This is a genomic window from Bradyrhizobium sp. USDA 4516 (genome assembly GCF_054055915.1).
On the sequence record NZ_JBSRXT010000001.1, the window covers coordinates 5504338 to 5521560 of the forward strand.

A 17223-nucleotide genomic window follows, 5' to 3' on the forward strand; every position below is an offset into this window, starting at 1 on the left:
ATCCCGCGCGGCGGGTGCTGCGGCGAAGGATTTCCACCGAGAACGCAATGTGGAGCAACAGATGGGCCTTCCAGGCCCGGGCGAACAATTGCTGTGTCACAGACAGCGGGTCTGTCGCAGGCCGGATGAATATTAGAAAACGGCAATACCGAATCCACCACTTGATCCAGCATCTAGCCGGCAACCAGGGAAGCGAACGTGACGGCATACCGTGGGCCAGTCTTTGACATGGCCGTAAAGCAATTCGAAGTCATCGCAGACTATCTATCCATACCGCAGGACGCGAGAGCCAGGATCCTGATGCCCAAGCGCGCGGTCACGATCTCCTGTCCGATTCATCGCGATGACGGCACGACCGCAGTGTTCGAAGGCTATCGCGTGCAGCATCACCTGACGCTTGGCCCCACGAAGGGGGGCACACGGTTCGCAGCAAGCGTTGATCTCGGCGAAGTCGCGGCACTGGCGATCTGGATGAGCTGGAAGTGCGCATTGGTCGGACTGCCATATGGCGGCGCGAAGGGGGGAATCAACGTCGATCCGGCGAGCTTGTCCAGGCGCGAACTCGAGGCGCTTTCTCGTCGATATATGCAGGAGATGATCCCATTCGTCGGGCCCCACACAGACGTGATGGCGCCCGATATGGGAACCAATGAGCAGATCATGGCCTGGTTCATGGATACATACTCCATGTATCAGGGACGAACGGTTACGGAAATCGTGACGGGAAAGCCTGTTAGCGCCGGCGGAACCCTGGGGCGTCGGGAAGCCACAGGCAGAGGTGTCGCTCATCTGGCCCGTCGTGCTGCAGATGAGCGCAACATCCGTCTCGATGGCGCAACTGCGGTTGTACAGGGATTCGGAAACGTCGGCTCGATCGCTGCACTCGAGCTGCATAATATGGGAGTCAAAGTGATCGCGGTAAGCGATCACACCGGCGCGCTCTACCAGCCCTCGGGTCTCGATATTCCCGAGCTGGTCAGGCATGCCGCCTGGCACGGCAGCTTGAACGGTTATTCCAGTGAGCTCGCTTTCGATTCAATGGAGATGCTCGCATTGCATTGCGACATACTTGTTCCGGCCGCGGTGGAACGGGTGATCAACGACAAATTGGCAGGCAACCTGCGTTGCCGAATACTAGCTGAAGGAGCCAATGGTCCGACCACGCCGGAAGCCGATCGAGTTCTCGAAAAGCGCCAGAAAGAGATCTTCGTGATCCCGGACATTCTGTGCAACGCAGGAGGTGTGGTGGTTAGTTATTTCGAATGGGTGCAGGACCTTCAGCAATTGTTCTGGGAGGAGGAAGAGGTCATGCGTCGGGAGTATCAGATATTGGACCGGGCGTTTGATCGGGTATTATCGCGAAGTGAGCGGGACGGGGTTTCCAATCGCACTGCCGCTATGGCCATTGGTGTGGAGCGGGTACGCGGTGCAAAGGAGACACGCGGACTGTTTCCGTAGCCTGTTCAAGTGACTTCGATTTGGTATCTACTCGCTCGCATGGGCGTTCTGTCCACTTCGATCTGTATAGCAGGGGCCAAGTGCAAAGGCGGCTAGATTTGGCACAAGCGCGCGCGGGATGGATCCTGTGCGTTCCCGCATCATGACGCGGGTCCGACGATCCGTTGTTGCGGGCCGTGCGGAGTTGCCGTGGCTGAACGACTTCATGGAAAGCCCGGCGGCGCTGGACTTCCGAGCAAGAGGCGGCCGGCGCTCTGAAGCGTGCCTTCGTTTAAAGCGGCGTGCTGGGCAACCACGAAGCTATCGCACATCGCGCGCGCCAGGTTGCTCGTCGTATAGAGCGAGCCAGTTCCGGCGAGACCGCTCGCGATCTTGCAGACCTCAGCGCTCTGTCGGGCGGCGTTGGTCGCGGCGAGCCGCATCAGCGTCGTCGTGTTCGGCCGGACCGTGCCCTCCAATGCTTCCTTCCATAGCTCCTCGGTTGCATCATAGAAGAAAGAGCGGGCGGAACGCAGCATGGCTTCGGCTCTAGCCATCTCCAGTTGGATATAGCCGCGCTCTGCCATCACGGGCGCTCCAGTAATCGAGGCGCGGCTTCGGGCCATGGCGATCACCTCGTCTAGCGCGGAGCGCGCAATACCGATGCCGACAATCGCATGCGCCTGCGCAGCGAAAGCCACTGACGGGTAACGGTAGATCGGCCCGTCGAGTGTCGGCGGACCGCCGCGGATCAGGGTCCACTTCTCCGGCACAATGACATCGTCGACAACGACGTCATGGCTGCCGGTGCCTTGCAGGCCGATGACGTCCCAATTGGGACGGATTGTCACCTTCTCGGCCGGCATGACGGCTACACGTGCAAGACCACCTGTTGGATCATCCTCCACAGTGATCCCAACGCCTATCAGCTCCGCCCCCGGTGAGCCGCTGGCGAATGGCCACACGCCGTTCACGACAAACCCGTCGGCGCTTCGCTTGGCGGTCTGGAGCGGGAAAACCGCACCCGCGTACACCACGTCAGGTCCATTTGCGTATACTTCGCAAAGCGTGTCGTCTGGAAGAGCGGAGAGATAGCAAGCCCCGTCACCGAAGCTGGCGACCCAGCCTGCCGATCCGTCCGCTTCGGAAATGCGCTCGATCAGGCGACAAAAATCGGCCGGCGTTCGCTCCTCGCCGCCGAAGCGCTTGGCGGCCATGGCCCGATAGACGCCAGCGCGCTTGAAAGCGTCGATGATGTCGTCTGGAAGCTTCTGCGCGCGGGCGAACTCGTTCCGACGCGCGCGGATATCGGCCAGCAGCGGCGACAGACTATCCCTTGTCGCTGCCGAAACGTCGGTTTCCGGCGCGATCATCTCTGGCGGAGTGTTCATGTTGTCCTCGGTGTCTTGAGACGCCCAGCGGCGTGATTGATGTGGATTGTGCACGCATGGCGGAGGCTGGCCGGATTGATTCCAGCCGGAGAAGATCGTCGATTGCGTTGATATCGATTGTGATCGGATTGCAGGCGGTCTCCTCTCTAAATCACATCCCGAACGGATCGGGCCAAAGAAAAGGGGCCTTGAGGGCCGGGAAAGCTGGCCAAGATGTGGCCCGGCGCGATATTGAGTCTGAACCGGCAAATCAGACCATATGCGGCGGTGAGATCCATCCAACTCAGCTGCACCATGACTGCAAGGGGGGACAGCGCATGTCTTGTCATGTCTTCTCAAACCGGCGATTTTTCACACATGGCGGCAGGCCACTTCAGCCCACGTCGTCAATTCCCGACTTGGCGCGCTCTAGCCCGCGGATCCCTTACCATTTCCCCAGCAATCGACGTGCCATCAAACATGGTCCGCCAGCTGTGTTTGCACGGGGCGAGCTCGCCTGGCACGAACTGCGTCAACAGGATGCGTGCGAGCTCTGTGTCTGGTTCCAGTCACGGTGTCATCAAGCGGACATGGCGCGAAGCGAGCGAGCTGAAATAGACCTCAACCGCGGATAGCCGGCCTCAGCTATTTGCCGTTAATCACAGCTTGGACCAAATGGGCGTATCGCTGGTCGCAGCAAAGGTTCACGGCAGCGCGGGCACAGTTCTGTACTTGTACCGAAGTTAAGCGAGGCTCGTCCGCGCCGCTTGAGCTGTTGATTGGAAGCGGACAGCAGACGCAAGGTGCTTGTAGAATGCGACGGCGGCTTGCGGCGCTACCATCGCACAAGTCGCCGCCTTAGGTGCTGCGAGAGTCCTCAGCTCATGCAGGCGACTACAGAGAGCTTCCAGCAGCCTTTGAAGATTTTGCAGGTCCGTCCGCCCGTTCGTGGTCTGTCGTAGCGAACGCAAGGGACTCGCGCAGATTCTTGGCGTGAGTCAACCTTTCGCGGCCGCCGGCCGCTCTATTTCAGCGAACTGTCGCTGCTCATATAGCCACCGCAACGCAGGTCTTGGACGAGGCGATATTCTACTTCGTACATACCCAAAGGAAACCGTCCTGAGATCTCTTTTTGCGTTCGTGCGAAACGATCAAATCTGAGGCCGAGATGACACACTTTGTCGAGGAACTGGATTGTTTGTACCTCACGTACGGCATTTGTCGGAGCATTCTCAACTGCGTGCGGTCTACATGAATATGACTGAACGATGACAAAAAGTTCTCTATAAAGCTTCGGCAATGACAGACGAGCAGTGTGAGCTGGAACGTTGCAAAGCAAGATACTGCGCGTCTCAAAGCCTGGTGGTGTGGCTATCTGAAATTATCTTACGCGACGTCGTAAAACGCGCGGAAGACCAGAACTCCCGTGAGTCTATGGCACAGCGTGGCTTACCGCTTCAGGGCAAGGGGGGCGGGCTCCGCCCTCGTCTCCCTAGTGGGTGGGGGCGGGGCCGCTTACCGCGCGGAGCACAAGCACGCTAGAAAAAGGGACCATGGCCGACCACGTGCCCGCCGTTGTCGACGCGCTCGACTGCTCCGAAAGTGTGGCTCACAAGGGGCGTTCAGCACGCTGCCGATGCTTCGTCGTCTCTTGGTGTGCCCCAAGGAGCGGCCCTTGATCAAAAATGCGATTCTGGGGCGACTTTCTTTGCAAGATCTTACGGCAATAGGGGAGATACTTGAGCCGATCACCCTGAAAAAAGGTATGGCTTTGCATGAGCCGAATAAGCATGTAGAGCACGTCTACTTCATAGAGTCGGGCCTCGCTTCGCTGAGAATTCTCACGGCGGGTAGCATGCTAGAAACGGCAGTCGTAGGATATCGGGGCGTGCTCGGCGCCGCGTTCTTGTGGGGAGGGCGTCTTTCGACGCATCAATCGGTCGTGCTCTTTGCGGGAAGCGCGCACCGGACCCGTATCGAGGATTTGCGTCGAGTGATAAAGGAACGCCCTGAGATCCGAGAGCATCTCGTTGGCTACATCCAAGCGATGACGTTTCAGTGCGTTCAGACAGCATTGTGCGGAGTTCGGCACGATCGCGAACAGCGACTCGCCTCCTGGCTCTGTTTGGCAAGCGATGCTGTCGATGCCCCTATGCTGCCCATTACCCATCATTGCCTTTCCGACGGCTTAGGATTGCGCCTTGCCGCGGTCGCGGAGACGCTCGTCCGATTCGAGGGATACGGGCTGATTCGCAAGGAGCGCGGCGTTTTGCAGATTGATGATCGCAAGTCCCTCGAGCAAAAGGCATGCTGTTGCTATAAGCTTGTCTCGAGCGCTTATGCCTCTTCGGTTCATTGTCTTGGACGCGTGGGTTCTTTGGTCGAGCAGTCAGGGTCTGAGCGAGGCCTGCTCGGATGATTTACGCTCAAGGAGCTTAGTTTCTTCCGGGGCAATAGCCGCTTTCGCGACGCCTGATGCCCGGGTTGCTGCGCCAATTTGCGACGGCGGCACCTGGAGCTGGGCGCCGGATCCAGGCTCGGTCATGACGTCAAAGCCTAATCGGGATGGCAACTTTCGGGCGAAGGGCGCTAATGAGACGCTCGGGTTAAAATGAAGGTTGCTCGTCCGTTGCGTACTGAGTTCGTCGGAGCGCAGCCGAAGAGAATCAAAGCATTCGTTGCCGGGGCATGCAGACGGAAACACGAACCGCTGTAGATCATCGCGGGACGATAGGTGAATAGTGCGAATAGCGGTGCTGCAAGAGGGATGTTGCGCGCATCAAAGCGCATGTCATGAAGTGATCTGAAATAACCTCACGTGACCTCTTTATTGAACTAGCGCAGCTGAAGCCCAAGCTGGGGCGCGATCCGACCGAACGGCTCGGGCCCGCGACCGGTGTTGCCAAGCGAGGATCGGTCAGCGCGGAATAGCGCATGCGGTGATGCGGTGCAGGTTGATGACAAGTGGCCATGATACCCGCGGCGGGCCTGCTCCATCCAACAGCATGACCATCTCATGATGACTTCCTCCTTAGGTGCTTCTCGCGCTTGTTCATGCTATTGTGCACGTTGATGCACGGCCATCAGCACCGCTTGTTGCCGCCGTAACGCGCTATTGCAGGACGAGTTGCCGCGTCCTCAGATGGAGCAACCGATAGCTTCGGCCGCGTCCTGGACCGGCCGACCCGCTGCACTGGACCAGTGCTCGGATTGCCGTAGTTCGCGCCCAAGGCGCATCAGGCTGCACTGCAGCCAGAGCTTTTCCTGCTTCTCGTGCCTGCTACGCAGAAACAGTGCTTCGGTATATGCGCGCATGCGGAATCGGTAAAGCAGTCGGTAGTAATGACTGACCATGTTCCTGTTCCTGCTCGATCTTCGCCAACGAGCCAGCGAGACGCATTTGATCGCATCATTATCTCCGCTGAGCGCGATGTTTAAATGCAATTCGTCCCCACGTGTCGCTTGAAACCGGCGTTTGAGTGCCTGTTTTTGATGAAGCTCATCCCCAGGGAGTGTGGTTCACGACGTAAAGCCGCAGGAAGAAAATTCGATTTCCGCCACTCGCTTGGGGTACGGAGCGTGCGCTTATGACACAATTAGATCACGCTCGCTGAGTGCACGCGTGCTTGTCCGCTCTGTACAAAGTTTGCGCGCGCATGAGGGTGCCCAATCTGCCAAATAGCTAGGCGAGGGCAGAATGGTCCGCGCATGTAACTGGTTCATTCTCTCAGCGGCCGTTCGGGAGGATCTTTAGGTGCGGATAAATGAGGGGGCGCAGGTGTCTCCGCGTGACGCTGGCAAGGTGAGCAGCGTCGGCATCACCGGCAAGCGCAGGCGTGTCGAGAATCGCGTCGGCATGCTCGTCCTGCTTGCTTATTCATGAGGCTTGTTTTCGCTGAACGGCAGTCCGTGACCGACGAGGTGGCGGCGCGGTGCTTCTTCGGCCTGCGCGGCTTGATCTGCTTGCGAATCCGTCGCATGTCGTTGATACAAGCACAGATCCGTGCCACGAAGACTCGATTGATCGCGCCCTGCTCCGGGGCGGCAGGATATTGATCAATGAACACGCCGCTGAATGGCTATGTCGCGGCCCTGCAAGCCTTGAAAGAAAACGATCGGCTGCGCGGACTGAAGTCGCGCGCAGGAAGTGATTTTTCTTCGAACGATTATCTGGCGCTGGCGAGCGCGCCACGTATGAAGAAGGCTCTGCTCACGGCGCTCGATGCAGGCACGCCGATCGGTGCTGGTGGGTCACGGCTCCTGCGCGGCAATTGTAAGGAGCACGAAGCTCTCGAAGCGGAGGCGGCGCGGTTCTTCCGCGCGGAGACAGCGCTGTTCTTCGGAGGCGGTTACATCGCAAACTTCGCTCTTTTGACAACGCTGCCGCAGCGGGGCGATCTGCTTATTCTCGATTCGCTCGTGCACGCCAGTATTCATGAAGGCGCACGAGCGGGCCGAGCCGAGTTCCGGATAAGCGACCATAATGATCCCCAGTCGGTCGACGATGCGATTGGTGACTGGCGCGCCAAGGGCGGAAAGGGACGCGTCTGGATCGTGGTGGAGAGCCTCTACAGTATGGACGGAGACTTCGCGCCCCTCAAGGATCTGGTTACAATCGCCGAGCGCTGCGAGGCGTTCTTGGTCGTGGACGAGGCTCATGCCACAGGCGTTTACGGCGACCAGGGACGGGGGCTCACCGCGCCCTATGAGGGGCGCGAAAATCTCCTGGTGGTCCACACCTGCGGGAAGGCGTTGGGGACGGAGGGCGCGCTTGTCACCGCTTCCGGCGTATTGCGCGACTTCATGGTGAATCGGTGCCGTCCATTCATTTTCGCCACCGCGCCATCGCCCCTGATGGCCGTCGCTGCTCGGGAAGCGCTCTTGATCCTACAGGAGGAGCCTGATCGACAGAAACGCCTGACCGATCTTGTCGATTTTACGCATCGGCAGTTCGCCATGTGCGGCCGACCGATCCGTTCGAGCTCACAGATCGTTCCTTACATCGTGGGTGACAACGTCCGCGCGATGCGGCTCGCCGCTGCACTGCAGGCGCGCGGCTTTGATATCCGCGGCATACGGCCACCAACAGTGCCTGTGGCAACGGCAAGGTTGCGGATTTCGCTGACCCTTAATGTCGGGCAAGATGATGTATCCGATATGATCGATGCGTTGGTCGAAGAGACTTGGGGTGAGGTGCGGTGACGTCGCAAAATCATGACGTGACGCCGATATCCGGATCGATATCCGAGGGATGCGCCGGTGCGTGTAAATTGTCTCCTTTCCGATCGGTGATCACGATGTCCTTACGCATAGTGCCGCTTTGTGCGGCGTACGTGAGCTCACACAAATGCGGCGAGGCTGCGTTTCTAACACTGGCGGCCTCTTCGTTGACTGATACATGAGAAATCGACACATGCCGACGCGAGTAGCGCTTTTCCTATCATCGGTGGGTTGGACAGCCATCGTCGTCGCAATTCTCCTCTATGTAATCTTCAGCCCTGCTTGATCGCCAAGGTCGGACGATCCGGCTCGTATAGCTCCCTCAACCGGTTCGATATTGCGTCCAACAGCATGCCGGCCGATCGCCGGATCGACCCATCTCGCAGTGGAGCCCCCTCGTCCACGGGAGGGATTGCAGGAAGGTTTAGGATGGCACCCCGCCCCTTTCTCGGTGTCGGCCTAAGGTCGATGATTGTAGGTCGTTCGCCTGGGCTTATCGACCTAAGCTCGAGGCCTGGACCCGAGACATCACCTTTCCTGTGATCCACGACCGCCGCGCGTGCCGGTGCGCTCAGTCTCCCCGAAACGCGTCAGCTTCTCGAAAGCCAAGCCTCCTAGACCTTCTCTCTCGATGTCGAGGCGTCTAGACCGAACCGTGGCAGCACCGGCGGGGAGGATCTGCAAGAGATTGCACAGAAGGACAGCTGTATGGATTTCAATGAAATCAACGGCGGCGGATCCCAAGGGTCTTTAGGAGAGTACGCCTGGACACAAGAGGATCATGATCTATTTGGTCGGATCATCAATGAACCCGGCCATCGTCGTCCGCCATGGCCAAGGAGGCGGCATACGATGTCTCATTCGCCGTTCCCCACAAGTTTTCCCACGGCACCCAATCCGCCCCAGGGTAAATGGTCGAGAGACTGAACCACTTGGGTCTCCTGCCTGATGCCGACCAGCCGAGTATGACCTATGAAATCAAAGGGCATCGATATACGGCCGCGACGGACCCCTCCAGCGGCGTGCGTCTTATTCATAACCCTCCGGAGGACCAAAATATTGGAGCAGGGCCGGCGGGGCACCAGATTTCGGCGCATTCATCTTCGAGACGCCGCGTAGAGGTTTTCCGCTTCCGGAGCAGTTGGCGCGCCCAGCCCTACTCGAGAAGCTGCTGGAAACGGGCTTCATGCCTAGTCCAAACGACACAACAACCATTGCGCTCAATGGCCGAGCGTACAATTCAGAATTGTTGGAGGGAGGATTCGTTAGGCTCAGGCGGGCTGGGTGAGACGCCGGGGATAGAACCGGCGGAGCCGGCCGCTACAATCTTGCGGTCATTCGGTTCCAACTATGTCAACTGTTCATCGCTCAGCAATGGACTGTCGCGTGCCGCCAGCGGGCGGACAGCATCGGCCCCTGGCGGATCGCGGCTTCAGAGAGCCGCCGAAGCGTCGGCATGGACCAGTTCCGTGAAATCGCCGTCTCTTCGAACGCGCCATAAGGCCACAAAACCAATTACGCGAAGGATAGCCTCTCCACGGGCGGCGATGGCCGCGGGTAAATCTGCGTGGCCGTCGCAACGCTGCCGCAGACAGCGATAATGACCACCATCGGCCGCGATATCGTGATTCCTGGTGCTGGCCCGCGCGTTGCCAACACACGTACGAAGAATATGACCAGTATCAGGAGACCACGCAAAACATTATCCCGAAGCTATGACAATCGTGAAGCGGATCACGTCCGGTGTACTTGATGCAGCCTGATGGACCTGCAAATGCCTGGGCGATCGCGAGAAGGCACCAGCGTCAGCCCAATACGTCGACTCTGCCGGTTTCGAGCCGATATAGACCGCCGATGATCTTTAGTGTTTTCTGCTCAACAGCCGGGTTCAGGATCGGGCTGGCGGATTTGAGTTTATTGACATTATCGATCACGTTCTGCCGGATCGCATCGGCGGAGCTATCACCTGGTTGGTGGCCCGACCCTCTCACGGCAGGCGCGAGCGCGCTGACGAGAGAGCGGATATGTCCCGGCGCCGGCTTGCCTTCGTCAAGCGAGTTGATCGTGGCGTCTATCGCGCCGCAGTGATCGTGACCGAGTACCAGGATCAACGGCGTATTCAGTACGGCAACCGCATACTCCAGGCTAGCTAGCGTGTCATCATTGACGAAGTTGCCGGCGAGGCGGCATACGAATAAATCACCAAGTCCGCTGTCAAAGGCAAGCTCGGGCGCTACCCGCGAATCGGCGCAGCTCAGAATCGCCGCATATGGATTCTGACTATCGACTAAAAGCCGGCGCTCGCGTTCCAGATCGCGCCCTCGCGACACGCTCTGCACATAACGATCGTTACCCTCCATCAGCCGCTTCAACGCAGCGTCGGGCGAGAGCTGGTTATCCGGCTTCGGCGGCGCTGTTGCTTGCTTCGCCTCGACAATGTTGCCGCCAAACGGCACGACAAATGCCGAAATAGCGAACAGCAACAGCGAGCGGCGCGAAGGCGCGAGCTCGGTCGGATAGGGGTCATCCTGTGAACGGTCTGCATGCATGGATAGGACCTCTATCGCGCGGCTCTATGCCACCCCACGGCTTCGGCCTCGTTTTCGCTGCAGAACCAGCGTTCAGCCGGTTTCTTCGTCATGTCGATTTGTCCGTAACTGAGTTGCCCAGGAGAGTGATACGTGCGCTCGCCGTTACGTTCGACGGTGCCCTTTATCAGGCAGTCGGGCGACGGTGGGTCAGATAGCAGAGCGGATCCGAGCAGGAGTTCCTGGGCATCGTTCGGCACCGAGCTCGCGCCGACAATGATCGTGCTCTTGTTGCGGCGGCGCCAGTCCCAGGGGGTGATGAATGCCCCCGACCACAGACCGGCAAAGGCACTGCTCGCCGCCACCTCATTGATGACGTAAACATGGGCGGATGGCTCGGATGACAGCGCCCAACCGGAGCTTACCATCCAGGCGTTCACGTCCTGGCCCTCGATGAAGCAACTGCCAAGAGACCTGCCGTACTTGTCTACTCCTGCGGTCTGACAATCCCATATTCGTCCTTTCGAGTAGTTGATAAGGGCGTCGCGAGCCGCTACTCCGCAGGCCCATTTCCGGCCATGAGCATCCAGGCAAATCTGATCAGTCTCGGGGGCTTCGATACCCGAGAGCCGAATTCGCGTTCGTTCGATCTCTATCGTATTGGCGTCGAGGATTTGGGGAGCACCGCTCAGTTTCGCCGCGCAAACAGGAGACGCGATGATAGCGAGCAATGCTGCCATCATTACGCGGTACTTCATCCTAATATCCTTTCGCTCATGGTTCATCGGCTCACAAAATCGCAGCGATCCGGTGTCGTCACAGCCGACTGCTTGACTGGACATATGTCATCGCGTCTGCATCGTTCGACGATGCTGTTGTGGAGGCTTGCTTATATTTTCAGCCTACGACCTGACGCTGGGTGAGATTCAAGAGATTTCTTTGGGAGCATTTTTCGATGTGCTTCTGGCACTCCAGCTGACTCTCCCTCTTCCCTGGGACCTAAAGGAAGATCCCGCATGTTTCAGCGCTGCACTCGCGAGCCAGGAATACGGCTCCTGGCACGCCATTTCTCCAAAGGCTCGGAAGAAGCGGGGCGGGTGGTAGTCTTCGCCGCCGAACGGAAGAAGCGGCGATGCTAAGCCTCTTTTGATTGCTCGTTCGACAGGACTGCGCGAGGTTCATCATGGTGCGGAAAGCGGAAGTCGGGACAACGCACGATAAGAGTGATTGCTCAAAAAAAGATCGGCCTCCCGTGGCGCGCCGGCGAGAGCGCGGTTGTATCTCGTCGCACTAGTTCCGCCGCGAATCTGTTGGGGCAAGAGGCATCCTGATGCGTGGCTTTTCCCCATTGGGCTTGCAGGCCGGAGGGAGCCTGCCTCCTACTTGCATGGCTGGGACGCCTAAATTTTCCGGCGGATGGATCCTGGTGTGGGGCCGAGGCGCTCAGCGCTCATGAGTAGCGATGCCATCCTGATCAGTTGTCGAGGCCCTTCGCACCCCCTCCAGCGCGTCCCGTTCATTTCGATCTATGTGATGGAACCAGGACCCCGGAGGAAAAGTCGCAATCCTTTTGGCAAGGAAAGATTGCGGCTCCCAATCGTGTCCTTCCCGCTTGTCGAAGGTGATGACCCCATTTTGGGTGAAGTAGCGGGGGCCTGGTATGTTGCAGTTCACCAACAGCAGAACGCGCCACCGGTCCGCTTTCTCGGTCGGCTTGTCATTCGCCGCCCTAACGTAATCCACGACTACAGGTTCGATGATATGACAGCGGCCGTGCCGGAGCAGATCGCCGAGCTTGCCTTGCGCGGTCGTGACAAAGTTGAAATTGACCGGATTATGCAGAAAACGAAGGTTTGCGTCTTTTTCGCCGTCGGTGACTTCACTGGCGATGAGTGAAAGCGCCAGGGCGCGCCAGCCGAGTTCGATAGGCTTTGCATAGGGAGACGCAACTTCAATCTTTCCGTCGGTCCCAACCTTCCAGGTAATAACGTAATGCTCGTCTGATCTGTTATCCTGATGCCTGGTCCAGGAAAGGTAAACATACTCGGTGTGGTCGATGCCTTCGGCGATTCCCCAGTTTCGAGGGACGAATTGCGCCACTTTCGAAACTTTGGAGACAATGTGCTCGATTGTCTCACCGTCTTGCGTTCGCCAGTTTGACTTGACTCGTTCGACGAGCGCGCTTTCGCCGGCTCGCGCCGCGTTGCCCGTCGCAACCAGCCCAGCAAGGAAAATCAGCGATTGACAGAGACAGAGCAAGCCTCTTGCAGACATTCTCTTCATAACGGCCGAACCATCGGTTTTTCATCCACACGTCAAAGCGGGCAGCCTTCAATGCTATCCTCGATTGGAAGAAGTTAGCGGCAACGTGACACGGGCGCCTGCCGATGTCCCGCGCGAGCAGGCGCTGTCCCCTCGATGTCACGCGCCGCTAACTTCAGTGGGCCAGCCACAACCTCAATTTGCTGTGCTGGACCTGCCCAAGAGGAGAAGCCTGGGCACCCTTGAGCTTGCATCCTTCGTGCCAGGAAATAGCCGGCAAATCGCGCCGGATTTGTGCAGTATTTGTCCGCTTTCCGACCTGCATTCGTTTCTATGTTTCCATTCCGCCGATCCGCGTAGGCCGGTTCAGCTTTTGTCGCACAGATCTTCGAGGCGCAGGCGAAGGCCGCTGCCGATTTACGGATGAGAAATCGGGAGGCACCTTTGAAAGCTGTTGGACCGTCCGGTCCGGTGTGCTCACCCGAACGCCCTGCGATCTCTATCAGCCGATCTCTATCGGCTCGTAATTGACGATAAGCAAAAGTCGCTCGTCACCGCCGGGCGCGCGGAATCGTTCGGAAGCGCGTCGTCAGGCAGGCAAATGATATGGCGCGCGCGTTTCTGCCTACGCGCACGATGGTTCGATCTTGTCAATCGTCCAGCGGCCTCGGCTACGCATTCATGGTCGGATGAGCCGCTGTTTCCAGTCGCGGCGGCCGGCAAGCGAGAAACGATCAAGTCGCGCTAATTTCCTCTCGCGTTGCTCAACATTCTCGAGAGCATCTGTCTGTCGGGTTGATTCATGAACGCTTTCACCAATCACCCGAATAGGCCGACCGCAAAGACGGTGACAGCAAAGACGCCGACCGCGCTCCAAACAGCCATTTTCTTCATTGCGGGCCTCCCAGCGTTCGTTGAGGCGATTCGATGTGCGTGCCCGGGTATTATCGGCATCGGAGGCCGCAAGTCGCCTACCAGTATTGGTTGGCTCGTAGATCAACATGCGCGCCGGGTATGCTGATGAAGCTTGTGCAGCTGTTTTGCCCCTGGCGGCGGTTCTTGGCTGTCGAGAGGCAGGACGCCGGCACGCTGGAAGCGCCGCGACTTGCGCCTTCGACAATTCTTTCGGCACATATATTGGAGAGAGCTTCCAGTCGTGGTCAACTTTCGACGTTAAATGGCCATTTGAGTCACCGATGGCAGCATTGACGTGAGAGAGTCATCTGAGAGGTTGACGGAAGAGGTCTGTTGCCGATAATCCAAATCGTAGAGGTTCTCCGGTCCTGCTGGATCCGGAGCTAAGAGGGAAGCCGGTGAACAGGCCGGCGCTGCCCCCGCAACTGTAAGCGGCGAGCCGCTGTCCAACAAAGTCACTGAAGCCGGTGCGGCTTCGGGAAGGCCGGACAGCGGCGATGACCCGCGAGCCAGGAGACCTGCCTCGACCAATATACGTCCACGGGCGGGGTGTCCCGGTGGTGCGCCAAGCAGCCGCCGCTCGGGCGATCCTGCTTGCGTCCGCCATGGCCTTTGCCCCCAACTACGGGGTTAGCGCTATGTCTCTTCTCTCCCTTCCGGTTGCTACGCTTGGAACGCCTCGGATCGGTCCGAGGCGCGAGCTCAAACGCGCGCTCGAAAGTTACTGGGCCGGCGCAATCAGCGAACAGCAATTGCTCGAGGACGCAGCTGGCCTGCGTGCTGCGAACTGGGCCCGCCAAAGATCCCTCGGTGTCACCGTCATTCCGTCCAACGATTTCTCGTTGTACGACCAGGTGCTCGACACCTCCGTCATGGTTGGTGCCATCCCGGAAATGTACGCCTCGAAAACCGGACCGGTTTCGCTCAAGACGTACTTCGAGATGGCCCGCGGTTCACAGTGGGACCGCCAGACTTCGAGTTGCAGCCACGGATCGGGCGGATATGGCGCGCCCGCACAGGAAATGACCAAGTGGTTCGACACCAACTACCACTACATGGTCCCTGAATTTCATCGGGGACAGACGTTCCGCCTGTCCTCTCGCAAGCCTGTCGAGGAGTACGAGGAAGCCAAGGCCCTTGGGTTCCAGACCCGCCCTGTCCTGATCGGGCCGGTCACATTCTTGAAGCTTGGCAAGAGTGCGGATCCTGCGTTCCGGCCCCTGTCGCTCCTGGATGACCTGATACCGGTCTATGTCGAGGTTCTGCAGGAACTGGCCAAACGGGGAGCAGACTGGGTTCAATGCGACGAGCCCTGCCTGGCCCTTGATCTGGATGAGGATTCGCGAAAATCTTTGCTGCACGCCTATGACCGGCTCACCACGGAGGCCCCGGACGTCAAGATCATGGTCGCCAGCTATTTTGGCGATCTCGGCGACAATCTGGATACGGCGTTGAACATGCCCGTTGCCGGACTGCATGCGGATCTAGTTCGCGCGCCGAAGCTGTTGGAGCGGATTATAGCTGCCCGCCGACGCGATCTCATCATGTCGCTTGGTGTCATCGACGGACGAAATGTGTGGCGGTCGGATCTGTCGGTACTCCGCCAGCAGCTGGAGCCCGCCGTTGCGAAGCTAGACAGGCACCGTGTCCAGATCGCTCCATCCTGCTCGCTGCTTCATGTGCCGGTCGATGTTGAACTCGAGATCGGGCTCGCTTCCGATGTCAAGAGCTGGCTTGCTTTCTCGGTTCAGAAGATGCGTGAGCTTGCGATCCTGGCGCAAGCGCTCGCAGGTGACCAGAACGTTGCGGAAGCTGTTGCGGAATCGCAACGTGCCGCGACCGCCCGCCGAACTTCGCCGAAGATTCGTGATGCCAATCTCGCTGTGCGGATGAAAGCTATCGACCAAACCATGCGCCGGCGCGCCAGCCCATTTGTCCGTCGTGCCGAGATCCAACGCAAGCGCTTCGCACTACCGGCTTTTCCTACCACGACGATCGGATCGTTCCCGCAGACTATAGAGGTCCGTAATGCCCGTGCGGCACACGCGCGAGGCGCGATCAGCGACGAGCAATATGACAAATTCCTCAAGGAGGAGACTGCGCGCGCTATACGCTGGCAAGAGGACATCGGTCTGGACGTCCTCGTACATGGCGAGTTTGAGCGCAATGATATGGTGCAGTACTTCGGCGAGCAACTCGCCGGCTTCGCATTTACCAGGAATGGTTGGGTGCAATCCTATGGCTCGCGCTGTGTCAGGCCACCGATCCTATTCGGAGATGTTTTGCGGCCAAAGCCGATCACCGTCGACTGGTGGCGCTACGCGCAGTCACTGACCGGCAAGCCGGTGAAGGCAATGTTGACCGGACCGGTAACGATCTTGAACTGGTCGTTTGTTCGCGATGATATTCCAAGAGGCGAGGTCTGCCGCCAGATTGCGCTCGCGATCCGAGACGAAGTGCGCGATCTCGAGACAGCCGGGGCGACCATGATTCAGATCGACGAAGCTGCACTCCGCGAAGGATTACCCTTGCGTCGATCGGAGTGGGCGGCCTATCTTGAGTGGGCCGGGGATAGCTTCCGCATCTGCTCATCGGGCGTTGCTGATCGAACGCAGATTCATACGCATATGTGCTACTCGGAGTTCAATGACATCATCGATGCGATTGCTGCAATGGACGCGGATGTCATCTCGATCGAAACGTCGCGCTCGAAGATGGAGCTGCTCGACGCGTTCAGGAACTACAAATATCCCAATCAAATCGGGCCGGGCGTATATGACATCCACTCTCCCCGCATTCCCGAGGCAGGGGAAATGAAGGAGCTGATCGCATTGGCTCGGCAGCGGTTGCAGGATTCGCAGCTCTGGGTAAATCCGGACTGTGGTCTGAAGACGCGCAAATGGGAGGAGGTTCGCCCGGCGCTGGTCAACATGGTCGCCGCCGCCCGCGAACTGCGCGCAGCATCTGATCGGCCAAGCCACTGATCCTGCACTTGGCTCTCTCTCTCTCTCCTTGCGGAAGCTGATCCGCTTCTATTCACCTGCGCTCTCGATCGTCTGGACGGAGCTTTGGATGAGCATAAAAAAGCCCGGCCGCGTTAGCAGACCGGGCGAAAGTCAAGTCTGAGAGGAAGCGACGCTGACGCATCGCCGACTTCCATCGGAGGAGGGAGGACAGCCGATGGTCCGATCGCCGGCGAGGACATTCGCCGTAAATCTGAAACCAAGCTAAAGCACGGCTCAGTGTAGCTCAATTATGCCGGGGTATGCGCCCGGTGTAATCGAGTATCGGAAAACTACACCAAGGTTTGTCGCTGATGAGCACTTTCACAAGGTTTATCGACTAGAGCAATGAGGGTGGTGACGCCCAACGGTCGAATCTCGGCCGAACCTATGTGCAATCGGCGGCGCTTTGAGGCCGCTCGATCAGCCGTGACTATACGGGAAGATGCGAAGGAACCGTTGAGCACAGCCAGTACAAGTTGGTTGTTA

General features: G+C 58.6%; 9 protein-coding genes and 1 riboswitch. Of the genes, 4 read left to right on the forward strand and 5 right to left on the reverse strand.

Going from position 1 to position 17223, the window contains the following annotated elements; genetic code table 11:
* Window positions 1–198: 198 nt before the first annotated feature.
* Window positions 199–1458, forward strand: coding sequence for a Glu/Leu/Phe/Val family dehydrogenase (locus tag ACVI1L_RS25205; RefSeq protein ID WP_253640563.1), 1260 nt, complete (start codon window positions 199–201; stop codon window positions 1456–1458).
* A 203-nt stretch (window positions 1459–1661) separates the two neighbouring features.
* Here the strand turns inward: ACVI1L_RS25205 and ACVI1L_RS25210 are convergent, their stop codons facing one another.
* Entirely contained in the window at window positions 1662–2810 is a 1149-nt protein-coding gene (locus ACVI1L_RS25210; RefSeq protein WP_456784127.1) for an acyl-CoA dehydrogenase family protein, read from the reverse strand.
* A 1672-nt stretch (window positions 2811–4482) separates the two neighbouring features.
* On the opposite strand from ACVI1L_RS25210, the gene ACVI1L_RS25215 reads away from it, so the two are divergent.
* Window positions 4483–5226 carry a Crp/Fnr family transcriptional regulator gene (locus ACVI1L_RS25215; RefSeq protein ID WP_253640561.1) on the forward strand — a complete coding sequence of 248 codons (744 nt, stop codon included), beginning with the start codon at window positions 4483–4485 and terminating at the stop codon, window positions 5224–5226.
* Between the two features lie 719 nt (window positions 5227–5945).
* Here ACVI1L_RS25215 and ACVI1L_RS25220 read toward each other — a convergent pair.
* Window positions 5946–6161 carry a hypothetical protein gene (locus ACVI1L_RS25220; RefSeq protein WP_456784128.1) on the reverse strand — a complete coding sequence of 72 codons (216 nt, stop codon included), beginning with the start codon at window positions 6159–6161 and terminating at the stop codon, window positions 5946–5948.
* Between the two features lie 705 nt (window positions 6162–6866).
* Between ACVI1L_RS25220 and ACVI1L_RS25225 the strand changes: the two genes are divergently transcribed.
* Window positions 6867–8009, forward strand: a complete 1143-nt coding sequence (locus tag ACVI1L_RS25225; RefSeq protein WP_253640559.1) for an 8-amino-7-oxononanoate synthase — start codon at window positions 6867–6869, stop codon at window positions 8007–8009.
* Window positions 8010–9832: 1823 nt separating this feature from the next.
* Here the strand turns inward: ACVI1L_RS25225 and ACVI1L_RS25230 are convergent.
* The 3 genes from ACVI1L_RS25230 to ACVI1L_RS25240 form a co-directional block, all read right to left on the reverse strand.
* Window positions 9833–10576 (reverse strand): carbonic anhydrase, encoded by a 744-nt coding sequence (locus tag ACVI1L_RS25230; protein ID WP_456784129.1) that lies wholly within the window; start codon window positions 10574–10576, stop codon window positions 9833–9835.
* Between the two features lie 11 nt (window positions 10577–10587).
* Window positions 10588–11313: a thermonuclease family protein gene (locus tag ACVI1L_RS25235; protein ID WP_253640557.1), complete on the reverse strand. Its 726-nt coding sequence runs from the start codon at window positions 11311–11313 to the stop codon at window positions 10588–10590.
* 685 nt (window positions 11314–11998) lie between these two features.
* Window positions 11999–12838 (reverse strand): nodulate formation efficiency C protein, encoded by an 840-nt coding sequence (locus tag ACVI1L_RS25240; protein WP_456784130.1) that lies wholly within the window; start codon window positions 12836–12838, stop codon window positions 11999–12001.
* Window positions 12839–14070: 1232 nt separating this feature from the next.
* A riboswitch (cobalamin riboswitch) is annotated at window positions 14071–14272 on the forward strand.
* Between the two features lie 98 nt (window positions 14273–14370).
* Here ACVI1L_RS25240 and metE point away from each other — a divergent pair.
* A complete protein-coding gene (gene metE, locus ACVI1L_RS25245) occupies window positions 14371–16716 on the forward strand; it encodes a 5-methyltetrahydropteroyltriglutamate--homocysteine S-methyltransferase (RefSeq protein WP_456785609.1) in 2346 nt (781 codons plus the stop codon).
* Window positions 16717–17223 lie beyond the last annotated feature (507 nt).